This is a genomic window from Paenibacillus pabuli, assembly GCF_039831995.1.
Classification (GTDB): domain Bacteria; phylum Bacillota; class Bacilli; order Paenibacillales; family Paenibacillaceae; genus Paenibacillus; species Paenibacillus pabuli_C.
On the sequence record NZ_JBDOIO010000003.1, the window covers coordinates 2,181,058 to 2,205,936 of the forward strand.

General features: G+C 48.0%; 16 protein-coding genes and 1 pseudogene. 5 read left to right on the forward strand and 12 right to left on the reverse strand.

Annotated features, from left to right (window positions below; all coding sequences use genetic code 11):
* Positions 1-144: 144 nt before the first annotated feature.
* Complete coding sequence (locus ABGV42_RS11790; RefSeq protein WP_347381817.1) at positions 145-1,482, reverse strand: MFS transporter; 1,338 nt, start codon at positions 1,480-1,482, stop codon at positions 145-147.
* 261 nt (positions 1,483-1,743) lie between these two features.
* Here ABGV42_RS11790 and yhbH point away from each other — a divergent pair, with 261 nt between their 5' ends.
* Positions 1,744-2,910: a sporulation protein YhbH gene (gene yhbH / locus ABGV42_RS11795; protein ID WP_347381818.1), complete on the forward strand. Its 1,167-nt coding sequence runs from the start codon at positions 1,744-1,746 to the stop codon at positions 2,908-2,910.
* Positions 2,907-4,343 carry a SpoVR family protein gene (locus tag ABGV42_RS11800; RefSeq protein WP_347381819.1) on the forward strand — a complete coding sequence of 479 codons (1,437 nt, stop codon included), beginning with the start codon at positions 2,907-2,909 and terminating at the stop codon, positions 4,341-4,343. Before yhbH ends, ABGV42_RS11800 begins: the two co-directional genes overlap by 4 nt.
* A gap of 85 nt (positions 4,344-4,428) precedes the next feature.
* Here the strand turns inward: ABGV42_RS11800 and ABGV42_RS11805 are convergent, their stop codons facing one another.
* The 5 genes and pseudogenes from ABGV42_RS11805 to ABGV42_RS11825 form a co-directional block, all read right to left on the reverse strand.
* Positions 4,429-5,298 (reverse strand): putative bifunctional diguanylate cyclase/phosphodiesterase, encoded by an 870-nt coding sequence (locus ABGV42_RS11805; protein WP_347383213.1) that lies wholly within the window; start codon positions 5,296-5,298, stop codon positions 4,429-4,431.
* Positions 5,272-7,008 (reverse strand): annotated as a pseudogene (locus ABGV42_RS11810) (diguanylate cyclase domain-containing protein); the annotation flags it as partial. The gene ABGV42_RS11805 and the pseudogene ABGV42_RS11810, both read right to left, overlap by 27 nt.
* Positions 7,009-7,265: 257 nt before the next feature.
* Entirely contained in the window at positions 7,266-8,270 is a 1,005-nt protein-coding gene (locus ABGV42_RS11815; RefSeq protein ID WP_347381820.1) for a LacI family DNA-binding transcriptional regulator, read from the reverse strand.
* A gap of 130 nt (positions 8,271-8,400) precedes the next feature.
* Positions 8,401-9,405: a globin-coupled sensor protein gene (locus ABGV42_RS11820; protein ID WP_347381821.1), complete on the reverse strand. Its 1,005-nt coding sequence runs from the start codon at positions 9,403-9,405 to the stop codon at positions 8,401-8,403.
* Between the two features lie 248 nt (positions 9,406-9,653).
* On the reverse strand, positions 9,654-11,549 hold the full coding sequence (locus ABGV42_RS11825) for a PrkA family serine protein kinase (RefSeq protein ID WP_347381822.1): 1,896 nt from the start codon (positions 11,547-11,549) through the stop codon (positions 9,654-9,656).
* 358 nt (positions 11,550-11,907) lie between these two features.
* Between ABGV42_RS11825 and ABGV42_RS11830 the strand changes: the two genes are divergently transcribed.
* On the forward strand, positions 11,908-12,771 hold the full coding sequence (locus tag ABGV42_RS11830; RefSeq protein WP_347383214.1) for a DUF2161 family putative PD-(D/E)XK-type phosphodiesterase: 864 nt from the start codon (positions 11,908-11,910) through the stop codon (positions 12,769-12,771).
* Positions 12,772-12,848: 77 nt separating this feature from the next.
* On the opposite strand, the gene ABGV42_RS11835 is transcribed toward ABGV42_RS11830, so the two are convergent.
* From ABGV42_RS11835 to ABGV42_RS11845, 3 genes are all read right to left on the reverse strand, one after another.
* Positions 12,849-13,475, reverse strand: coding sequence for an FMN-dependent NADH-azoreductase (locus ABGV42_RS11835; protein ID WP_347381823.1), 627 nt, complete (start codon positions 13,473-13,475; stop codon positions 12,849-12,851).
* Between the two features lie 246 nt (positions 13,476-13,721).
* Positions 13,722-14,945 carry a PLP-dependent aminotransferase family protein gene (locus tag ABGV42_RS11840; protein WP_347381824.1) on the reverse strand — a complete coding sequence of 408 codons (1,224 nt, stop codon included), beginning with the start codon at positions 14,943-14,945 and terminating at the stop codon, positions 13,722-13,724.
* 139 nt (positions 14,946-15,084) lie between these two features.
* Positions 15,085-15,741, reverse strand: a complete 657-nt coding sequence (locus ABGV42_RS11845) for a response regulator transcription factor (protein WP_347381825.1) — start codon at positions 15,739-15,741, stop codon at positions 15,085-15,087.
* A 440-nt stretch (positions 15,742-16,181) separates the two neighbouring features.
* On the opposite strand from ABGV42_RS11845, the gene ABGV42_RS11850 reads away from it, so the two are divergent.
* Together ABGV42_RS11850 and ABGV42_RS11855 are read left to right on the forward strand one after the other, a co-directional pair.
* A complete protein-coding gene (locus ABGV42_RS11850; RefSeq protein ID WP_095359067.1) occupies positions 16,182-16,592 on the forward strand; it encodes a uroporphyrinogen-III C-methyltransferase in 411 nt (136 codons plus the stop codon).
* Positions 16,589-17,653: a phosphodiester glycosidase family protein gene (locus tag ABGV42_RS11855; protein WP_347381826.1), complete on the forward strand. Its 1,065-nt coding sequence runs from the start codon at positions 16,589-16,591 to the stop codon at positions 17,651-17,653. The genes ABGV42_RS11850 and ABGV42_RS11855 overlap by 4 nt, the downstream gene beginning before the upstream one ends.
* 346 nt (positions 17,654-17,999) lie before the next feature.
* Here the strand turns inward: ABGV42_RS11855 and ABGV42_RS11860 are convergent, their stop codons facing one another.
* The 3 genes from ABGV42_RS11860 to bglX form a co-directional block, all read right to left on the reverse strand.
* Positions 18,000-19,016 carry a LacI family DNA-binding transcriptional regulator gene (locus ABGV42_RS11860; RefSeq protein ID WP_347381827.1) on the reverse strand — a complete coding sequence of 339 codons (1,017 nt, stop codon included), beginning with the start codon at positions 19,014-19,016 and terminating at the stop codon, positions 18,000-18,002.
* Between the two features lie 151 nt (positions 19,017-19,167).
* Positions 19,168-22,539 (reverse strand): GH36-type glycosyl hydrolase domain-containing protein, encoded by a 3,372-nt coding sequence (locus ABGV42_RS11865; RefSeq protein ID WP_347381828.1) that lies wholly within the window; start codon positions 22,537-22,539, stop codon positions 19,168-19,170.
* 119 nt (positions 22,540-22,658) lie between these two features.
* Positions 22,659-24,824 (reverse strand): beta-glucosidase BglX, encoded by a 2,166-nt coding sequence (gene bglX, locus ABGV42_RS11870; protein WP_347381829.1) that lies wholly within the window; start codon positions 24,822-24,824, stop codon positions 22,659-22,661.
* Positions 24,825-24,879 lie beyond the last annotated feature (55 nt).

A 24,879-nucleotide genomic window follows, 5' to 3' on the forward strand; every position in this document is an offset into this window, starting at 1 on the left:
ACTCAGCACTCCATACTTATTCCACTGTCCCTCCCAAATATGACTGTGCACAAACATGAAAAAACTCCGAATCTGTTTCTGATGAACAGATCCGGAGCAGCTATTTGTTTATTATTTATTTTTCCGAAAAGGTTTGTGACCTATTTATCCACTATGGCTTGTACCCACTCCAGAAGAAGGTACAATCGAGTCCGAAATACGGCTGGCTTCCCGATCGGCCTCAAGCGCATCGTTCATGCCTTGCCCCACTTTTACTGTCATTAGAACGGCCATACCTGCGAGGAAGAAAAAGAGCAGGGAAAGGATGCCCCATCGGCTTGAGCCCGTAATCTGACCCACCCAGCCAAAAACAAAAGGACCGAAAATGGATGAAAATTTGCCTGTGATGTTCACAAAGCCAAAATACTCCCCTGTTCTGCCCGAAGGCATCAGGTTGCTGAACAATGAACGCGCAGTCGATTGACTGACACCTTGCACTACGCCAACCAATCCAGCAAGCATGTAAAAATGGATGGCTTCCGTCATAAAATATCCGAGTACGACAATACATACGTAGATGGACAGACTTAACATCAATACCTGCTTCGCCCCCCAGCGCTGCGCCCATGCCCCCAGCAGCAAGGTGCAAGGGAAACCGATAAATTGGGTGAGCAGCAGCGCAAGCATCAGATCGGCTGTCCCGATGCCAATACTTGTACCATAGATCGTCGCCATGAGGATGATCGTATTAATCCCGTCATTGAAAAACCAAAAAGCCACCAGCATTCGAATCAACTGGGGAAAGCGCAGCATTTGGCGAAAAGTTTGGCGCAGTCTCCGTATCCCTACCTCTGCGTATCCCTTCCACGATCCAGGCATGTCCGGTGCCGCAGGACGACGGGGAGCATGACGGAACAGCGGGATGGAGAATAACAGCCACCAAAGCGCTACAGAAATAAAGGCGAGTCTGGTACCTGCCAGCGTACTTCCCATGCCGAACCATTCAGGCTGCTGAATCATGAGCATGTTGACCGCCAGCAGTAATCCACCGCCAATGTAACCATACGCATACCCTTTGGATGAAATCATCTCCCTGCGGTCCGCAGACACCAGATCAGGCAGCATTGCATCATAGAAGGTATTCCCGCCTGCAAATCCTATGGTCGAGATCACAAGCAAGGCGGAGGCCAGCAGCCAGTCCCCTTCCCCAACCGTGCTGAAGCCAAGTGTTGCAATCATTCCCGTGATAGCAAATACGCGTAGAAAATCCCCTTTACGGCCAGACAGATCCGACAACGCTCCCAGCAGCGGGGTTAACAAGGCCACACATAACATCCCGACCGAGTGTGTATAGGCCAGGTAAGATGCCGCTGTGTCGGCATCCAGCGTTGCCGCAGCTACCGAAGCATAGAAGACGGGAAGTACGGCGGCCAGTACCGTGGTCGCGTATGCAGAATTGGCCCAGTCGTACATAATCCAAGCTTTAACGGCCCGTTTATCCAAGTAAGATCCTTCCTTTTCCTGCATTCCCGACAGAATGCCAATTCATTGCCTGTACTTATTGTAAGGGAAGTTTGTCATACTTGTTCATCGTTTCTGTAAAAAAGTTCGGGTTGCAACAGGCATTTCGAGCTGTATCCGAAAACTCGGTTACGTAAATTGTATCATTTTATCTCCTCTCGCATCACATATCGTCCCCGCCCGTGAATATACTTAATTACCGACAGGCCAAACTGTGCCGCGTAATCAATGGGGGGTGCCTACATGTCAAATTCACACCAGCCTTACTCGTTCGTCGTATCAAAGGAAGACTGGTCGCTTCACCGCAAAGGGTACCAGGACCAGCAGCGCCATCAGCAAAAGGTTAAAGATGTCATTAAGCAAAATCTGCCTGATCTGATTACGGAAGAAAACATTATCATGTCTGATGGACAACAAATCATCAAGGTACCGATCCGCAGTCTGGATGAGTACCGTTTTGTGTATAACTACCAGAAGCAAAAACATGTCGGTCAAGGTGACGGTGACAGTCAGGTCGGAGATGTCATTGGTCGTGATCCTGCCTCACAAAAACCGGGTAAGGGCGAAAAAGCCGGAGATCAGCCTGGTCATGATATCGTAGAAGCCGAAGTCAGCATTGAGGAACTGGAAGATATGCTATTCTCTGAACTGGAGCTTCCGGATCTGAAGCAGAAAGACAAGGATCAGATTGAAACACACACGGTGGTGTTCAACGATATCCGCAAAAAAGGCATGCAGTCCAACATCGACAAGAAACGAACCATCCTTGAAAATCTTCGGCGCAATGCCACAACCGGGAATCCCGGTATTCACCATATCAGTCCGGATGATCTGCGTTACAAGACATGGGAAGACAAAATTATTCCGCAGTCCAACGCCGTCATTATCGCCATGATGGATACTTCCGGGTCTATGGGTTCTTTTGAAAAATACTGCGCTCGCAGTTTCTTCTTCTGGATGACGCGTTTTCTGCGCCGCCAGTACGAGAAGGTTGAAATTGTGTTTCTGGCTCATCACACCGAAGCCAAAGAAGTGACGGAAGAAGAATTTTTCACACGCGGCGAGAGCGGAGGAACGATCTGCTCCTCTGTATATATGAAGGCTCTTGATATCATCGATCGGCGTTACCCTCCTTCCAGTTACAACATCTATCCGTTTCACTTCTCGGATGGGGATAATCTCACCTCGGATAACGAACGTTGCGTGAAACTGATTGGTGAATTGATGAAGCGCAGCAACATGTTTGGATATGGAGAGGTCAATCAATATAACCGCAGCAGCACATTAATGTCGGCTTACCGTCATATTAAGATGGATCAGTTTATGTACTATGTGATCAAAGAAAAGGGCGAAGTGTACAAAGCTTTGCGCAGCTTTTTCCAGAAACGGGAAGGAGGCAGCGTAAGATGACAGATGAAATCCGCGACCTTGAATACGCCATTGCCGAGATTATGGAGATTGCCGATGGATTCGGCCTGGATTATTATCCGATGCGTTACGAGATCTGTCCTTCAGACATCATTTATACCTTCGGAGCCTACGGGATGCCAACCCGGTTCAGTCACTGGAGCTTTGGCAAAACGTTCCACAAGATGAAGATGCAGTATGATTTTGGCCTCAGTAAAATTTATGAGCTCGTCATTAACTCCAACCCTTGCTACGCTTTCCTGCTGGATGGCAATTCCCTGATTCAGAACAAGTTGATCGTGGCACACGTGCTCGCACACTGTGACTTCTTCAAAAATAATGCCCGTTTCTCCAAATCGAACCGCAATATGGTCGAAAGCATGGCCGCCACGGCGGACCGGATCAGCAACTACGAAATGGAGTATGGAACCGAAGCAGTTGAGTCATTTATTGATGCCGTAATCGCCATTCAGGAACATGTAGACCCTCAACTCATCAAACCCCGTCATTTGGACAAACAACGTTATATGGAGATGAAAATACGGGAGCAGCGTGGTGAAAAGGCACCACGTCCAGAAGGACGATATGACGACTTATGGGCGCTTGACGATATGCAGAAAGAGGAAACTCCATCCGAAGGAATACAGGTTCATCACTTCCCACCCGAACCGGAAAAGGACATCATGTGGTTTATTCAGGAGTTCTCGGAAGTGCTGACCGATTGGCAGCGGGATATTATGAGTATGATGCGTGAAGAAATGTTGTATTTCTGGCCGCAGATGGAAACCAAGATTATGAACGAAGGCTGGGCTTCCTACTGGCATCAACGCATTATACGCGAGCTGGACCTGAGTAGTGAGGATACCATTGAATTTGCCAAATTGAACTCTTCCGTGGTACAGCCGTCCAAGCAAAGTTTGAATCCGTATTATTTGGGGCTTAAAATTTTTGAAGATATTGAACGCCGCTGGGATCATCCATCCAGGGAAGAACAGGAGCGTTGGGGCCGCAAACCCGGTCAGGGCCGCGCCAAAATGTTCGAAGTCCGGGAATTCGATTCCGACACCTCGTTCATCCGAAATTACATGACGAAGCAGCTGACTGAAGATCTGGACCTCTATGTGTTCGAGAAAAAAGGCCCGGACTGGAAAATCACCGACAAGTCCTGGGAAAACATACGTGATCAACTTGTATTTTCACGCATTAACGGAGGATCTCCGTATCTGGTCGTTCAGGACGCCGATTACCTGCGGACAGGGGAGCTTGTGCTGAAGCACCAGTATGAAGGCATTGAGCTGGACCTGAAATATATGGAGCGCACCCTCCCTTATCTGTACCGGCTCTGGGGACGAACCGTGCATGTCGAGACACGCGTCGAGGATAAACCCATCTGGTTTACGTATGACGGCAAGAAGCACCATCGCAAATTCATGTAAGTTTCTTCTATATAAATGGAGACAAAAAAAGCGGCAAGTCCCTGGCAGATGGCGGGGACTTGCCGCTTGGCATGTTCAATCTTACTTATCCAAGAATGATGGGATTTCCCGGCAGGCGCAGCGGAACAAAGAAATCATGTTCTACTTCACTTGCTGGCAGCGGACGGCTGAAGTAGTATCCCTGGATTTCCCGGCAGTCGTTCTGCATCAGAATATCCAGCTGTCCTTTGGTCTCAATGCCTTCAGCAATAACGTCCATCTTCAGATTCTGTGCCATGGTGATGATCGTCGCCACGATCGCCTGGTCACTCTGGTTCTCGGTGATGTCTGTAACAAACGAACGGTCGATCTTCAGCTTATGAATCGGAAAATGCTTCAGGTAACTCAGCGAGCTGTACCCTGTACCGAAATCATCTAGACTAATCTTGACTCCAAGTGAAGTAAGCTCATTCAGGATACCTGTCGAGACGGTGGCATCCATCATCATGCTTTCCGTAATTTCAAGTTCCAGATAGCGGGCTTCCAGTCCTGTCTCCGCCAGAGCATTCTGAACCTGCTCCACGAGATTAGACTGATGAAACTGCTGGCTGGACAGGTTTACCGATACCGGAATCAACGGACCGCCGCTGGCATGCCATTGTTTCATCTGTCTGCAGGCTTCCCGCAGCGTCCAGTTCCCAATGTCATAGATGATACCCGTTTCTTCGGCAATGGGGATGAACACATTTGGTGCCAAAATCCCTTTGTGCGGATGCTTCCAGCGAATCAGGGCTTCCACGCCGATCATCCGGCTATCCACCGTGCGAATCTGCGGCTGGTAATACAGGAGCAATTCATTGCGTTCAAGCGCTTTGCGCAGATACCCCTCCAGCTCAATCCGCTCATACAATTCGGAATCCAGTTGTGTAGTATAAAATTGAAATCCGTTCTTTCCATTTTTCTTCACTTCGTACATGGCGGTATCTGCATGCTTCAACAGGGCATCCACTTCCGTTCCATGCTCCGGGTACATGGCAATACCGATACTGGCGGTAACATAAAAATCATTCTCTTTTAACCGGTACGGCAATTGGATGGCTTCAACAATCTGTTATGCTAGACTGCCCACACGTTCCTCATTCCCCTGTTCGTTCATGACGACCAGTGTGAATTCGTCACCACCCATTCGGGCCAGCATCACGTTATCCATGCCTTTTGCATCTGATTCACGGATCGCCTTAAGAATTCTGTCGCTGACTTCCCTAAGAAAAACATCCCCGATGGAATGGCCCAGCGAATCATTGATCATCTTGAAACGATCGATATCCATCACCATCACGGCAAACGAACGATTGGATATTACGGAAGATGCAATCGTTTCAGCAAGGACCTCATCCAGTTTCCTTCTGTTCGGCAAGCCGGTAAGCGGATCATGCGTGGCTTGATGACGAATCATCTCCTGCGCCTGCTTCTCTTCTGTAATATCCTTGATTAGGATATGGCTGCCGACATCTTTGCCTTCAATCAAAACAGGCACGACGCTAATGCTTAAATCCAGATGCTGTCCATCGATCCCTGTCATACTTGCCGTATAATAACGTTGTTCAAGGCTTGCACTCGATAAGCCCAAGCTTTGAAGCTGACTCGAACTCCAGTGGATATCAATATGCTTCGATATTTCATCCAGAGAGCGATTGACTACCAGTCGCTCCGGATATCCTGTAATACGCGTAACCGCGGCATTTATCCCTTTGACAATCCCCTCGTTATTTACCGATATAATGGCGTCTGAATGGTTCTCATACAGAGCTTGGTACCATTGTTCATTTTCACGAATTCGCTGATCTTTGATGGACATTCGTTGATTGATATAGATACCAAAGAGTGTCAGTCCAAGTGTAAGGAATGTACCTGCTGCAACCAAGTATGCCAATAATCCCGGTTCAATCTGCATCATGGAATTTACCATCTGGGCATGCGAATGCTGATGAAATTGCGCAGCCGACATCCCTGTGTAATGCATGCCTGTGATTCCCAGCCCCATAATGAGCCCGCTGCCCAATTTGAAAACCCATGTGAACCGGGTCTGATGCTGGCTCAAATAATACATTAGCCATAGTGCTGCAAAGGAGGCACCTGCTGCGATGAGTACAGATAAAAGCACCATGTTTGCCTCGTAACTTATTGGAACGGACATGGCAGCCATGCCTACATAATGCATGCTGGTGATGCCCGCCGTCATGAGCAGACCGGCAATAACAATCTGGCGCAAATTGCCCGATTTCCGGCCTGCGATGTGTAACGCAATACCTGATGCAGCAACCGCTAGCAGGACGGACAGGACGACTTTGTCCATGGAATAGGACACGTTCATAGGAAGAACAAAAGCCAGCATGCCCACAAAATGCATGGACCAGATGCCAAGTCCCATGGACATGGCACCGCTGGCAAGCCATACGGTTCTGGATATTCCTTTGGCCAAGCTTACCCGGCCAGCAAGGTCAAGCGCAGCATAAGATGCAAGGGCAGCAATAATGTAAGATAAAACAACCAGTTCCAAGTTATACGTTCCATGTAGGTGCTCCACTCCGTCTTTCCTTTCAACCGGGAAGTATCTTGAATGTAGGCATAATGTAAAAAAGAAGGCAGCGCACTGTCCGGGTGACAGGCACTCCCTTCGCATCATTTTGACTCGTGACCACCCGCTTCCATAGCACGGCAGCCATACATCAGAAACCCGTTAATAGTGATGTTATATAGTCTAAACGTCCTAGGGACGAAAATCAACACTTTTTCCCAGTAAGGCGGAATATTAAGACAGATTATTATCCTTCAAAAATGAAGCGATTTGACATAAAGATTCCTTTAGGACACCTATGTACTCTTCTCACATTTTACATACCCAAAAAGCACAGCCAGCGGCTGTGCTTGGTTCGCAGACTGTCACACTTTGACAGGTGCCGTGGTCTGCCGGACAACCAGATTGGAAGGCTCCGTAACGACCGGCGGAGAATAGTCCGGGTTTTCAATCATCGCAATCAGATACTCAATCGATTTGATGCCGATCGAATAGATGTTTTGGTTAATTGTGGTTAAACCCGGCTTAAACACCTGAGCATAGTACGTGTTATCAAATCCAACGACAGAAATGTCTTCAGGCACGCTTAGGCCGTGTTTCTCAATCTCATGAATGGCACCAAATGCGGCCATGTCTGAAGCACAGACGATCCCTGTCGGTTGGTCTTTCAATGCCAGCAATCGCCGTGCAGCCTTACTTCCCTCTTCAAAGGAATAATCACATACTTCCAGATAAACAGTCGAATACGGAATACCGCATTCGCGCAGCCCTTCACGGTAGCCTTCCAGGCGAAGATTAGCTACGGCAGGCCCAAGTGTACCCGAAATATAGGCAATCTTGTGATGGCCCAGCTCATGCAAATGCTTGACGCTCATTGCAATGGCATTGGAATTATCCGTAGTAATGTATCCGGCCCGTTTGCCAAACAAATCCGTGTCAATAAACATGGTCGGAATCTCTGCTTGAACCAATTCCTCGATACTTTTGTTGTCTCTTCCTTCTCCGAACACAACAACACCATCCACATTCCGGCTGCGGCAATGTTTGATAAACGAGTATCCCGGATCGTCGAAACGTGTGGACAATCGGACAAGATCATAACCGCTATTCTCCAGTGCTGTCTTGATCCCTTCCAGCAATTCCGAAACAAACGGATTGGTAAAGGGAACCGTGAGCAGCACCCCTACCGTCCATGAACGGCGTTTTACAAGTCCGCGCGCCACCACATTCGGTTGATATTTCAATAGTTCGATGGCTATATTGACTTTTTTGCGAGTTTTGTCACTTACATCGGGATAATCGTTCAGCACTTTGGAAACGGTTGCAACAGATACGCCCGCTTCTTTGGCCACATCATGGATAGAAGCCACCTGATCACCTCAACCTCTTTCAAATCCCCTGTCTCCGGCTGCATTTACTATGACATTCGGCAGGTTTGTCTACCCATTATAGCTTAAAACAGCCAGAAACGGTATCACAGGATCCTTGGGTATTAGCAGCCTATATTTGCCTGTCCAGTTTTCTCAGATCCAGTGCAAGTTTCTCCATCGTGGTTGCGAATACCGCAAGTTCCTCCGAACGGGAAGCTTGGCGTCTCGCCCCTTGGGATGTGTTCTGGGACTCGTGTTGTACACTTCCAAGCTTCCTCATAATCTGTTCGAGATTCATCTGGATTTTCCCCTGTGCCTCACGTGAACTGGCCGCGAGCTTCCGGACTTCACTTGCAACAACCTCGAACCCCCGGCCGAATTCGCCTGCATGCGCAGCTTCGATGGCTGCATTCAGACCAACCAGATGACTTTGCTCCGAAATTTCACGAATAAGTTCCCCCATCTTGCCGATCTGATGGATCTCGTCGGTTAATGCCTCCAGCAATTCATGGGCTTGATCCTGTGAAGCTGCCGTTTCTCTCGCAACGTCCGAAATAGCCCGGGCATTCTCGTTCAATTCGCAGATCATTCCTGTCAGTTGCTGGGTAATCTGCGTCACTGCCTGCAATGTATGCTCCTGTTCTGCGGCGAGCTGATGCAATTTTTCTTTTTCCTTCTTCTCGTAAGCCTCAAGAACAAGCTGGGAATCCAGATTAAACATTTTGCTGAGTGCCTGGATGACACGATGCCAGGAATCAGGGATCACCTGCTGAAATATGCTTGTGGCAATATCAAGATAAACCATATATGTCCCCAGATAATAATCTTCGGATAATCCAATGCGTGAATGCACCAATCCAATCGCAATACGCTGTTCAATATAAGCCTCGTCCACGATGCCGTCAGTCATAGACAGCCAGTACATTTGCTGCGTTTCTTTCAAACGTTCAATGGAAGAAAACCGGGTAATCATCTCTTCGAGTTCCGGATAACTCCCGACATGATTGTAGAAGTGATCCACCACGTCATGCACAACCTTTTTAAATACCGATCTGTGGTCGGCAAGCAGTTGAAGATCTGTCCTGGTCAGTCCAATATAATCGAGTTGCTTTTGTCTTGCTGCAGTAACACTCATAACTAGTTCCGTCAACTCCTTAATAACTACTAAAAAACACCAAATTGTTAAATTACTGTACCGATTATAGACTAAATGACCTAAATTTACATATACCATTAGAACTAATTTGCCACAAATTTAACCTTTGGTGTCAGTTTATTAGCGTGTATTGTAACAATTGTTCATGTAAAAAGGCCCCTTCACCTGCCGTGAAGGAGCCTCACAGCAGGCATCAGGAGCCTGATCCGGAATGGTTTTGATACAGATTAGCGATTTAACAGACTGCCCACATAACGCAGCAGTTCATTCGCGCTGGCTGCCGTATATCCATGTTCCTCAATTAAGCGTTTGATTACTTCGTTCATGCGTTTCAATTGTGTAGCATCCGGTGTTTTGGTTGAGGTAGTAATCTTGACAATGTCTTTCAGGTCTGCGAACAGCTTCTTTTCAATCGCTTCCCGCAGTCGGTCGTGGCTGCTGTATTCAAACTTGCGCTCTTTGCGGGAGTATGCCGAGATTCGGATCAGAATCTCTTCCCGGAATGCCTTTTTCGCATTTTCGGAAATGCCGATCTGCTCCTCAATCGAACGCATTAAACGCTCATCCGGGTCCATCTCCTCATCGGTTAACGGATCACGAATTTTGGACCAGTTGCAGAAGGCCTCGATGTTATCGAGGTAATTTTCGAACAGCGTTTTGGCAGACTCTTCAAACGAGTACACAAATGCTTTTTGCACTTCCTTTTTGGCCAGTTCGTCATATTCTTTACGCGCCAGGGCAATAAAGTTCAGGTAACGCTCGCGTTCTTCTTTGGTAATGGAAGCATGCTGATCCAGACCGTCCTTGATTGCCCGCAAAATATCCAACGCGTTAATGCATTGAAGGTTTTGCTTAATCAAAGCACTGGATATCCGGTTGATGACATAACGTGGATCGATGCCGGACATGCCTTCATCCAGATACTCATTTTGCATTTCACGCAGATCGGCTTCCTTGTAACCCTCAACTTCCTCACCATCATACATCCGCATCTTTTTGACGAGATCCATGCCTTGTTTTTTCGTTTCCTTCAAGCGGGTAAGTATGGAGAAAATGGCTGCGGTCCGCAGCGCATGCGGTGCAATATGAACATGTTTCATATCACTTTGCTGAATGAGCTTTCCATAAATCTTCTCTTCTTCGGAGACCTTCAGATTATATGGAATCGGCATAACAATCATCCGGGATTGCAAGGCTTCATTCTTTTTATTCGAAATAAACGATTTGTACTCCGACTCATTGGTATGAGCAACAATCATTTCATCGGCACTGATCAAGGCAAACCGGCCTGCTTTGAAATTGCCCTCCTGCGTGAGCGATAAGAGGTTCCACAGAAACTTTTCATCACATTTCAACATCTCCTGGAACTCCATCAGTCCACGGTTCGCTTTGTTTAACTCCCCGTCAAAACGATACGCACGTGGGTCCGATTCGGAACCAAACTCGGTAATGGTCGAGAAGTCGATGCTGCCCGTGAGATCTGCGATATCCTGCGACTTCGGATCGGACGGACTGAATGTCCCGATGCCTACCCGATTGTCCTCGGAGATGATGACACGCTCTACCTTGACGCGGCTGATATCCCCGCCATATTCAGTACGAAGTCTCATCTGGCAGGATGGGCACAGGTTGCCCTCAATGCGGACACCGATTTCTTTTTCCACTTCGGGACGAAGCTCCAGAGGAATCAAGTGCAGGGGTTCCTCATGCATCGGGCATCCCTCAATGGCGTAAACGGCACCTTTTTCCGTCCGTGAGAACTGTTCAAGACCACGTTTCAGCAATGTAACGAGCGTCGACTTCCCTCCACTTACAGGACCCATAAGGAGCAAGATCCGTTTCCGAACATCCAGTCGGCGTGCTGCCGAATGGAAGTATTCCTCGACCAGCTTCTCAATGGAGCGATCCAGTCCAAAAATCTCCTGTTCAAAAAACTTGTACCGTTTATGCCCCCCGACTTCTTCCACGCCAAACGATTCAATCATCTGGTACACTCGTGCGTGAGCCGTCATTGCCGGAGTCGGATCCTCTCTCAGCAGAGCAATATAATCTTCAAATGTTCCATTCCATGACAAACGGTCACTCTCTGCCTGATATTCCGCAACGCGTTCAAAAATATTCATGCTTGGTACCTCCCATGGCTCCTTTAGTGTGATTGTCAACCATTCCGAATGGTATGAAGAAATCAATAGAATTGCAGCTCCTGCTTGAATACCAATCTGCGGTCCGGATTAGTCCCGCCACCCTCTGTCCAAACGTATTGTATTGTTGTGAAAAGTGTATTACATACCTATGCGGCAAATCGGATAAGTTGACCTCTTTTTTTTCAATTCACGGTTCACAATTTCGGCTTTTCCCTGTTCTATCAGACATCTTGTGCCTTCAGAAAAAAAAGCACGCTTATGGTATAATGAAGGTTCTAATTCAGGAAACCGGACAACGTCCCGCCACGGACAACTTCTTGGGAAAGGAGCAGGAATGATGGCAGTAAAATACGAGACCGAGTTATATTCGCCTCTAAAAGCCTTTTTCGAACAGCGAGGGTTTCTCATCAAGGCTGAAGTCAGACATTGCGACCTCGTCGGTGTCAGATCTGATCAGGACGAACCACTAATTGTGGAGATGAAGAAAACGTTCAATCTTTCGTTGTTGCTCCAGGGAATGCAGAGACTAAAACTGAGTCCATTTGTATATCTGGCTGTAGAGCGCAATCGGAGCAAACGCGGGGCTGTTAACCAGCGCTGGAGCGAACTCGCAGGACTGTGCCACCAGCTCGGGCTTGGCCTGATTACGGTGACGTTCTATAAGACAAAATCACCACTCATTGATGTGTTGTGTGAGCCTGCGGCTTTGAACCGCCCAAACCATGTCCCTTCCCGCAGAGGTGGAGTACGGCGTCAACGGTTGCTGCGGGAATTTGAAGAACGCAGCGGAGACTATAACACGGGCGGCAGTACCCGCAGGCAGTTGGTAACCGCATACCGGGAGAAGGCGCTGCGTGTTGCTTCTGCCCTGCGAACCCAAGGTGAAGCTTCCCCTGCCCTACTCGCGAGACAAACCGGAGTTGGGTCAGCTGCAGCCATTTTGCAAAAAAATTACTATGGCTGGTTCGAACGATTGTCACGCGGGAAATACGTACTTACGATCAAAGGAGCTCAAGCCCTTACCGAGCATTCTCACATGCTGGAAGACCATGATACGTTGGAACAGCATATAGTGGTGCCAGGGAGTCTGGTCTCTTCAGAGGATTTTATGGTGGAAGAGCTAGGGGAAATCGCGGAGGCAACAGAGCAGTATCTGGTACATCAAGTCGGAGCTTCTGGCCCCATGTCCAAAAACAAATAAATCGTGATGCATACAAAAGAGCCTGTTATCTCAGAGGAGATAACAGGCTCTTTATAAATGATTCTATATCATTGCAATTAGAAGCTTGCTGCTACATCAGCTGCCAATTTCAGGCCGGCATCCACGATCTCTTGGGAACGATCAGGAGAAGCGTTGTGACCTTCAACGATAACGAGCTCAGGGTTTTGGATACCCCAGAAGTTAAGTACGTTTGTTACATATTTTACGGACATTTCAGCAGATGCCATTGGCTCTACGGAGTAAACGCCGCCACGTGCATTCAGCAATGCCACTTTTTTGTCGCCAACCAAACCTACAGGGCCTTCAGCTGTGTATTTGAACATTTTTCCAGCTTGGCTCAAATAGGAAATGTAGTTTACCAGTGGTGCAGGGACTGTGAAGTTCCACAGCGGGAATGCAAATACCACTTTGTCTGCTGCCAGGAATTGATCTTGCAATTGTGCTGCGAGTGCAGCAGCTTGCTGCTCTTCAGCAGTTGCTTCGATACCGTTAGCTGCTTTATATCCACCTGTAATTACAGTATTGCCGTAGTAAGGGATATCTGTATTGTAGAGATCCAGCTCAGTGATCGTATCGCCTGGGTGGGATTCTTTGTATGCGCTCAAAAATGCATCGTACAATTTGACGCTGACTGCTTGATCTGCAGGACGGTCGTTTGCTTTTACAAATAAAATGTTGGACATGTTCGTTCCCCCGTTTGTTAAAATATATGAGTGCTTCTCCTGAAATCGTGTTGAATACAGCTTATATAAAGAAAATAACAACTCATTAATACATATTATATATAAAAATGTTAGTGGATGCAATAACGTAATTACTTTGGGTTATGATATCCTTTATTTGTTTTTCTTAATTTCAACTTTTCACTTCGAAATCGCTGTTCTCACTGTTTTTTGATGAAAGCCGTTCTCGCTCTCGTTACCCTCCTGCTAATTGCGGGCAGTGAATTCCGAGATGGCTTCACTGATCAGGTTCATGCCCAGCAGCAGCTCGTCGCGCCCAGGATGACTAAAATTCAATCGAATGTGACGCTGATCCTGAACGCCTGTGGAACAGAGAGAACCTGGCAGAAAGGACACACCTTTGGAGAGTGCCACTTTGAGCAATGCTCCGCTATCCAATCCCTCGGGAAGTTGAACCCACAAATACATGCCTCCTTTGGGGATGGAATACTGGACTCCTTTCCAGCCGGGCCTTTTGAGCAACTCAAGCATCAGCTTCAGTCTGATTTTGTACTCCCGGTTCAGCATGGAGAGATGGTCACTCCATTTAAATGGAGACTGGGCAAGCAGCTGATATAATAACCGCTGATTCATTGGACTGGATTGTCCGTCCGCAATCCGTTTGACCGAAGCCATGGCTTGTATCAAGGCAGGATGACCTGCCGCCCAGCCCGTGCGCAGCGCAGGTGCAACCGTTTTGCTGAACGAACCAATATATAGTACATGCCCGCCTTGATCAGCTGTATCGAGCGCAAATAACGAAGGAAACTTGCGGTAGAAGTCTGCCGTCTCCAGACCGTCGAAGTGGAGCTCGCCATACGAGTCATCCTCTACGAGCAGCACTCCGTAACGAGAGCACAGATCAAGCACGGCCTCTCTCCGTTCCATGGACCATAACATGCCGGTCGGATTCGAGAAGCTGGGCGCAGCAAAAAGCAGCTTTGGTCTCAGCTGCTGCATGTGGTGCTCCAATAGATCAGGCAATATACCGTCTGAATCGCCAAGGACAGGCACAATTTTGGCCCCTTGCATTTCCAGAACTTCAAGACAGCCTGGAGAGGTAGGATGTTCCACCAGTACGGAGTCCCCCGGCTCCAGCAGCAGACGCATCACCAAATCAATCGCCTGCTGGGTTCCTGTGGTCAATAAAATTTGCTCTGGCACTGTACGTATGTCTTTTCGGATATTCCAGTCCGTGTCCAGCCATTCTCTTAAAGGCCTGTAGCCTGCCAGCTCACCATACTGAAGAGCAGATGGCCCAGAACTGAATACAGACACTGCCGCTTCTTCCAGCAGCTTGAACGGAAATAATTCCTCTGCAGGTAACTCTTCGGCCAGAGAAATGAAATAATCCCGGCCAGACATTTCACGAATATCCCGGAGTGGTGAAGACAACAGCTTGTTTGTACGGGAGGCGAAGAAATATTTCATCGGTCCGTTCCCCTTTCATCAATTCCGAACTGTGCTAGCAGTCCGCAGCCACTACAACCTATTCCTGCTGAACGCCGAATATGACGATCGGACCTGCCTCCTGTTCCAAACTCTGTACCTTAATCATGAAGAAAGGTTATCAGGAAAGCGTCTTGGCCTGTCTCGCATATAAGGCATAACGTTCAATAGCTTGCGCGCGACTGCTTACATCCAGCTTCACATAGATTTTGCGCAGGTAGTTATCAATAGAACGTCGGCTGACGTTAATCTCACTGGCTATTTTATCATAGGTTACGCCCTGAACAATTCTTTCCATAATAAAAGTTTCTGTTTCTGTCAGTTCCACCAGAAATTCTTCTATCGGGGAGTCAGACGGTTGAGCCCATTCAGTACTTTTAAGCCAGGAGATCGGAATCGATACGCATCCCTCCCGCAACCCGGAAATAAGGTGAATCAGCTGGCTAGGGGAAGCCTGTTTCGACAGCATGCCGCTTGCACCAAGACCTATAAGATGACGAAACAGCTTCACATTGTCTTCATCTGTCAAAATGATGACATGACTATGCGCGGAAGCGCTTTTCATCTGGGTAATATATGGATCTGCTTGCCCTTCAGGAAGCCGATAATCCATCAAAATGAGATCGGGTTGATGGTTTTTCACCAATTCTAGTCCTTCTGTACCTGTTGATGTCATCCCCCGTACAAGTAAATCCTGCTGCTCTTCCAATATCAATTTGGTACCCAGCATGCTGGTGGGGTGGATATCTACGATGACCACCTGCCATACTTTTTTCATGATTGTTCCCCCTGGTTATGTATTGGACAAATACTTTTCTACTTTTTTGCTTTGATTCTATCACCATACTTGCGACAGTCCACGTATAGAAGAAGCAAAGTCGAATAATGTCGGAATATGGCGAATAATAAGTTGATCAGCCATACTGCTGATCTATTTCTGATTTATTGCACCATAACTGCATCATGACATTGCATTATATAAGCCTCATCTATGCAAAATATAGTATAATTTTCCTGTATCCCTAGCTAAAAAGGTCGAAAATCCTGCCCAAAGTTCCTACTTATTGCATCTATAAGAAATTGTATCCTAGGACTTCCATCCGATGCAATCTCTTTTTATCCTATTACTTAAAGAATTTCATTTTTGCGTAATCAATAGTGGCATGATAGAATGAGGATTGGAATTTTTTTTACCTATTAATAACCAGGAGTGATGATATGAAACCTTCTGCTCAACCTTCTGACATCCATCACACCCGGAGCGCCAAAGGCAAGGCCGGATCTTCAGTCAAGCTATTTCTGGTCATGTGGATTGTTCTCATTGCACTGGGAGTTGTGGGAACCTACTATTATAGTAACCACCTTCAGAAGCAGATGCTTAGTCAGATTCAGGCCCATAATCAGCAGCAGATTGCCGCGCTAAAAGCGGACTACGAAAATCAGCTAACAACGATATCGAAGGAAGTAGCCGACCTGCAGGGACAAGTTCAATCCTTTAATGAGCTACTGACGTTTACTAAGGATAATGCAAGCGACAAAACGGATAACAGCAATAAATTGTACACCCAGCTGAGCGAAGTCAAAAAGCAACTGGAAACCCTCCAGAAAAAGATGGACCTGCTCAAATGATTACACCCGTCAAACAGGTTAATCGTTTTTTTATGCTTGCACTTGCTCCTTTTATTGGATTGATCATCTGTTTGCTGCTGCTTCGCCCCCCGCTTGAACCCGGGGAATTGATTCATTCCGGACTGTCAGAGGAAACCATTACTCCCCAGACCCAGGCTATACGCCAGGAGCTTGCTGGGGCCAAGGAAGCTGCCGTTCAAACTTCTTCTTCTATTAAAAGAACTACCGAGCTGTATAATCGGACGACCAGTACGATGTCTACCATCGTACAATCGGCATCGGTACAGGCAGCACGCCCTGAAACGATATACAATCAGCGTATTTCGTCCAAGCTGGGCGTTCCTATCGAACGGGTTAACAGTGACCGGCTTACGATTGAACTCTATCGAGTGAACCCAGGCACGTATAAGGGTTACGCGATGAAAGTTAAACTAAAGGACCCTACAGCCATGAAAATGGCTCTGAGCAGCGAACCTGGAAAAGCCGAGACAACCATGCAGGCCGTTAAGCGAAACGGTGCGATCGCCGGAATCAATGCAGGCGGATTCGCAGATAGCGGTGGCAAACGTTACCCTCTAAGCACAACGGTCATGAACGGTAAATATGTGAACGGCTTCCAAGCCAGCTTCAAGGATCTGTTTTTTGTAGGACTTAACGATACGGGCAAACTGGTAGGCGGCAAATTTTTTGATAAAAACTCCCTGGACCGCCTTAAACCACAGTTCGGGGCAACTTTTGTACCTGTCCTGCTTCAGAACGGCAAGAAAACAGCCATTCCAGCCAAGTGGAAGGTGTCCCCCAAGAGGGCTCCTCGTACCGTAATTGGCAATTACAAGGATGATCAGCTGCTCATTATCGTCGTGGATGGATATAACGAAACCGGAAGCTCTGGGGCCACTCTTGAAGAGCTTCAGGGTCGATTATACAAGCTGGGCGTAGTGGATGCCTATAATCTGGATGGCGGCGGCTCCTCCTCGCTAATCCTGAACAATCGGGTTGTGAATAATCCATCAGACGGCAATCTCAGACCTGTGCCGACTCACTTTTTATTTTACAAATGATCCTGTATAGGCATTCCTTTTCTTCCTTTATTGGTTATAATAGAAGAAAGTGCTAATTGTACAGGAGGTGGCAAGTGTATGTCGTTTTCATTGACATTCTGGATTATTGCAATTGTACTCGCATTGTTTATGACAGGCATCTTCACTGCAGCCTACAACAACGACAAAACGAAGGGCCTCTAAAGGCCAAGCCTCTCTAGTGAGAGGCTTTTTTTATGTTGTTCATATACCAAGAGACAAGGCTTAAAAGAATGCTGTAATTCTTCTAAGCCTTGTCTCTCGGGGTACAGCATCAGCATAGTTGAGCTAATCGTAATGATACAATTTGTATGTCTCTTCCCTGCCATCAAGAGCTGACCGCCCGTTCATGGCGAATGGGCGATGGGATCTCTTGCGGAAGCTGACTGCAAACTGAACCGCCATCCACCAATGTCACGTAGATTCGTTCATGATCCACCGGTTCTCCGGCAATAATTTTGATTAGCTGCTCCGCAGCAAGGGAACCCCATTTTCTTTTGGAATAATCGATGGTGACCAGCCTCGGTTGAACATACTTGCTCAGTTCGATGTTGTCAAAACCGATCACATCAATATCCCGGCCAATCTGCAGCTCACTTTCCGCCAAGCGATTACACAGTCCAATGGCCATCTCGTCATTAAGACAAAATACCGCAGCCGGTCTCGTATACTCCTGAATAATCAACTCAGCTGCCTGCTCTCCGCCACTTTTCTCAAAGTCTCCCATAATCTCGACCCATTCCACACTTGCTTCCCGCTCGGTCACTTGCCTTACCGCTTTCATCCGCTGAGCCGAGTCAAATGAACCCTCCGGCCCTGTTACGACATAAATCTTCGTATGTCCCTGCTCAATGAGATGTTCCATTGCTAGTGTAGCTCCTGCCTTGTTATCCAGCAGTACCTGATTGATATTCGGGTGATTAAGCTCTCGGTCAAGAACGACAATCTTGTGTCCCCGATCAGCATATTGCAGCAGCTCCTCGCTGGCAAATGTATGATCGAGAATAACTGCGCCATCAATCATTCGCTCCGGAAGCATCCGGTGAGACTGCTTGCCACTGCAGACAATCAGATCATAACCCTGAGCGTTGCAAACCGTCTTCATGCCACTAAGCAAATCCCCGTATACATCTCCGCTAAAGTCTGTCAGAAATACCCCGAGAATTTTGGATTCCCTTTTCTTCAACGTTCTTGCAGCAGCGTTCGGAACATAGTTCAGCTCTTTAGCAATGGCCAAAATTTTGGAACTGGTCTCATCTGTCACTTTATTGCTGCCATTCAGCGCATACGACACGGTGGAGATCGAAACTCCCGCCTTTTTGGCGATATCCTTGATACTGACCACAATCTTCGCTCCCCTGTTATGTTCATCAGGCCCTCCGGGCTGGAGGACCTGACTTCTTGAATATTTGGTAAACGGACTAACCTTGATCTGATGACACTCCGGTTACAGATTGATCATCAGATCACTGTTGTCCCGAGTTCTTCTGCAATTTTTAGCTGTAAATCTCGATCACGTTACCTTCGTCCAGGCCCTGTTCGAGGGTTGCACGAGAAATACGCAGTCCACCCTGACGATAAGGCTGTTGCAGTCTCGTCGTCTCCAGTTCCTTGCCGTTCAACAGCACACGTTGTACCGTTTCTCCGCTAAGATGATAGACAAAGGTCACTTTCTTTCCGTTATATTGAAAATCAAAGTGCAGGCCATCCAGACTTGCCGGAAGGATGGGATCGAGTACGAGATCCTCTTCCTCTTGACGAATGCCCAGTGCGTTCGAGATCAGTTGGTTCATGTAAATCCCTGGTCCGCTGGAATAGATTCTCCAACCGCCTTTTACCTGAACATCACCGGTGCGAAGCTTATCAAACTGTTCCTGTGCATCATAGCGGTTGTTAAATTTACCATCAGAACTGCTGAAGTAAGCATTGCTTTGGCGAAGATCCGCATTAGGGACGACTTGCTGAATACCCACTGGATTGATGATGCCAAGACCGTTCCATACTTCCTCCGGATTACCGAGCTTCGCCATGGCTTCAATGTAGCGGATATGTGCATGCACATATTGCAGGCCAACTTCACGTCCGAAGTTGGACGCCTGTTCAGCACGTTTGAAATGGGTGCTTACCCCTCCATCGTAGTGAGCCGGGCGGTTCATAAGCCGCACGCCGTCCGGGCAGAATAATTTTTCCTTAATCAGACGATAGTGGGACGCGGCCTGTTCAGGCTCCAGGAGCTCGGCAATCATGCTGCGTGTCATCGGCAGGAGTCGGTACTGAATGCCTGTCTCGCTGTCATCCGGATGCAGCATCCGTTTAGCTTGTTCCGGGTCTTCCATATATACGAACCCAGGAATAACCTCGGTATCCAGCATATATTTGTTGAAGTCCTTTTTAACCCCTGCAGCCATGCTGCTCAATTCTGCTGCCAGTTCCGGCTTCACAGGCACAAGTGCTCTGGATAGCTGGCTCAGTGTTTGATACGTAAGAGCAACGGTCCAGCTGCTGACCATGTACTGTTTCAATTGGGCATTCGCCGGTTGAAGCGTATCATCCCAGTCTCCATCACCATATGAGGAAAGGAATGTATCATGCAGGAAGTGGCTGCGGATATATTCGAGCTCTTTCTGTGCATGCTCCAGCACCGATGCCTTGGCTTCACTGAAATGGAAACCGTGTTTAACGGTGTAAGGAACCTCTTCATCCAGAATGGAGTAATCCTTGGTAGCAATCAGGTAGTCACTCAGTACTTTAAGCGGCCATACAATGATGTCCCCATGGCTCTCTTCCTGCTGAATTTTGAAATAACGGTCAAACATGAACCATTGCGGCCAGTTGCCGTCATCCTCATACTGGTGCGAATACACCATTTTTAATATATCGCGGACCTGCTCATATTTCTGCGTAGCCATGAAATATTCGACCGGTCCCTGACATACATCCCGTGTTCCCCAAGCTGCACCACCATATTGTTCCAAACCATGCGGAACGGAGTAATGTACCAGCATATTATGGGTATACCACCATGCAAGCGCGTTGACCTTGAACAATTCTTCTGCATTCGGCTTCCCAGGACGTGACAGATGGAACCCGTTCATGACTTCCGCATAAAACGTACGATAAGCATCCACTTCCTCCTCGAAGCTGCGTGTGGACAAAACCACATTCTCGCCTTCAAGCAGGCCTTGTATCGTCATTGTCCATTCATTCGTACTGCCCAGCTGCAAGGTGAAAATGGAACCGTCCCCTGAATTCACACCACTCGCCAATCGGGTCTCATCGCCAACTTTCACGGCTGCTCCGCTTACCGACATGTGGTATTCCAGATTCGGGTATTCCTTGGCGCTGAGGGAATCCAAATTCGCCTTAATGCGTAGTTCGCCGTTCTGTTCGGTGACACGGGCAGGCAGTTCATATTCATTCGCGTTCATGGTGATCTGATTGGTGATCAGGTAGCGATAAGCTATTCCTTTTTCCGATTTCACATGCAAACGTATTTCAGGAGTATCCAGTGTTGTATAGTTCGTGACAATCAGCGTATCCTGAGCCGTTTGGTAATACCAGCGTACATAGTTGAAGCCCATCTCGAAGAGAGACGGCATGGTGAGCAAATGGAAGACTCCGTCCATCTCCACGTAGATCCGCTGACCGGAGGATTTCGCGATATTCAGCGCACTGCGGGCATTGCTCATCATTTTGTTAAAATTCGTATTGCCCACAACGATGTGTGAGTTGAAAATACCGTACATATAGGAAGTGGTCGTGATTACATTCTGACCAAGTTTCACATTGTTTCCGCTCATCAGAATATGACCGTGCGGACGCTCCACGCGCATTTCTTTTTCCTTAAGGACGATATGTTCATAGGTGTCTGTGAAAAACGCCAGCAGCTCACCTTCGGCACGTTCTTCCTGATGTCTTGTTGAAGCCGGGAAACGGGAATTCACTTCGTCTTCGGACATGGCCAAAGTACGCAGCGGCTCACCCAGAGCCGGGTTCAGGGAAACTTTAGGCAAAGCGTTACTGGATCCAGCTGCAGCAGCTTCGTTCCCTGCACGTTTCGCTTCATGCTCATTCCAGGCTTGTTCCACCACATCCGTATATTCCAGTTCCTTAATGGCTGCTGCATGGTTTGCCTGGAAAAGGCCGTAGAACACAAAGCGGGCTTCGCCATTCAAAACGACTGTTTCTGACTGAAGGGCGGTATAAGCGAATTCATACTGATATACTTCATTCGCCAGCGACCGTTTAAGCAGGCTCTCGGGAATATTTGTTTCCTTGTAACTTAAGCCAAAGAACTGGAATCCATCTGTTGAGTACCCCGTGGCACGGGTTAAAGACCCCTGCTGCACATAAGGAAATACCCCGCCCTGCGGCTGATTTTGCCGCGAAGCTACAATATAACCCCATTTGTCATCCTCAAATACGGCATGATCAATATATTGGGACAGATAAGCTTCGTTACTGCGTACCGCTCCTGGATCAGCGATGCCAATGTCTTGGCCGTAGATGACATCCACTTTTTCCCCTTGGCCGTTCACCGTAACATCCCAGAACCAGACTCCCTGGGCTGAAGGTGCAAAAACAACCTGATACGTTGCACCTTCCGCATTTCCCGTCCACACCAAACGCTCTCCGTCCTGATGAACCTGGCTGTCAGAATGGATGCCAAGCATTGGAACAAAACGAATCCTGGATTCGTCATGAAAACGCAAATAGAGATTGTTCATGGCCCCGTCCACCGGGCTCGCCATTAATTGATTGATCATGGCCTGTCCGCTTACGGCCTGGAACAGATCACCACTCCCCCAGAATGTGAAGTTCAGTTCACCGGCTTGAATGTTGATTTGCGATTTAGTCATTGTACTCATTTATCTAATCATATCCTCCTATCCTGTCTTCTTCCCCTGCCAGGCAGCAATGGAAGAAGACAGTGCAGCTTCACTGCATTTTTATGCTAAAATCCTCACGCTTGCGTTACTTGCATCCATTACACCAACTTGAACGTACGTTCCAGGGTATCGCGGCTGTTGGGTCCGACAAAAATCTGGAATGTCCCCTTGTCACTGCGATAACTCAGATCGGAATGATGGTAGCGAAGTTGTTCCTCGTTTAACGAAAATGTTGCCGTACTGCTCTCGCCTGGCGCGAGTGCAAGTTTCGTATAGCCCTTCAGCTCACGCATTGGACGTACCACTTCACCGGATACATCACGTACATAGAGTTGTACGGTCTCCACACCTGCACGTTCGCCGGTATTGGTTACACGAACCTGAATGCTGATCGGTTGATCGGCAGTCATTTCTTGGCTGGATACTTCCAGATCACCGTATTCAAATGTGGTGTATGACAAGCCATAACCAAACGGAAGCAGCGGATCATTCGGGCTGTCAATATATTTTGAAACATAACGTTCTTCCGTTTTTTCCGGGTTCAGAGGACGTCCTGTATTGAAATGGTTATAATATACAGGGATCTGACCTACGGACTGCGGGAACGACATCGTCAGACGTGCAGATGGATTCACTACGCCTGTGAGAACGTCAGCAATCGCTGCTCCGCCTTCGCTGCCTGGGAACCACGCTTCAAGTACGGCATCCGATTCTTCAAACACTCCGTTCAGATCCAAAGGACGACCATTGAAAATCACGCTGGCCATCGGTTTACCCGTCGTCTTCAACTGCTTGATGAGCTCCAGCTGAGCTGCTGGCAGACGAATATCGGTACGCGAACCACCTTCACCGCTCATTTCAGAGTCCTCACCCAGGGCCAGAACAATAAGGTCCGCCTTGCTAGCCGTTTCCATTGCTTCAGCGATCTGTTCCGATGTGATGGTGTGAACACCACTTCCTTGGGCAATGTGCACCTGTCCGTGCTGTAAACGCTCCTGCAGAGCAGCTCCCAGCTTGACAGCATCCGCCTTCACGCCTTCACAGGACCACCAGCCGAGAATGTCTTCACTTTGGGCAAACGGCCCGATCAATGCAACATTCGCTTCCGGTTGAAGCGGAAGTACACTGTTATCATTTTTCAGCAAAACAGCTGATTTGGTTGCAAGCTCGTAGGATACCTGACGATGCTCCTTCGAAAACACAACCTCGCGCTCGCGTTCCGGATCAGCGGCACGTAGTGGATTGTCGAACAATCCCAGTTTTTCTTTTAGCTGCAGAATACGGAGTACCGCTTCATCGATAAGCTTCTCTTCCACTTCACCGCTCTGGATCAGCTCAGGCAGATGACTAACATAACAAGGAGTCATCATCTCAATATCCACGCCTGCGCGAATGGCCCGATATGCCGCTTCACGATCATCTTCAGCTGCACCATGAGCAATCATCTCGCGGATGGAAGCCCAATCCGAGATCAATACCCCATCAAAGCCCCACTCGTCACGTAAAATGTCACGCATCAACTTTTCATTACCGCTCGCAGGAATACCATCTACCGTATTGAACGAAGCCATCACCATTTCGACACCTGCATCCAAGGCAGCCTTGTATGCTGGCAAATAATATTCACGCAGATTGCGCTCAGACATATCTACCGTGTTATAGTCGCGTCCACCTTCAGCAGCACCATACGCCGCAAAGTGTTTGACACAGGCAGCGAGACGATCCGGCTCATCCTTCAAACTGTCGCCTTGGTATCCACGTACAAATGCCGCAGAAAACAGGCTGTTGAGATACGGATCTTCGCCTGTCGTCTCCATAACTCTGCCCCAGCGCGGGTCACGAACCAGATCGACCATGGGCGCAAATGTTACATGCAAACCGGATACTGCTGATTCGCGTGCAGCAATCTCTGCACTTTTCTCTGCCAAATCTGTATCCCATGAACAGCCGATTGCTAGTGGGATGGGGAAAATCGTTTTAAAACCATGCACTACATCCGCCATAAACAAGAGCGGAATACCGAGACGGCTTTTTTTCAGATAGGCTTGCTGTACATCAATAATGGCCTGTGCGCCTGACAAGCCCAGGATAGAACCACTGGCAACGACAGATTGCTCTGTAATCCCCATCTCTTCCATCGGTCCAGTAATCTGGCCTTGGGCATCCGTCCCTTCGTAGAAATTGGCGGTCAATTGAAGGAGCTGGGCTGTTTTCTCCTCCAGCGTCATCTGTTTGACGAGGTCAAGCAACTGCTCATTATTCATATCCGTTATCCTCCACTGCATGTTGTTGAAATAAAGAACCCGGCTGCGTTCGGGG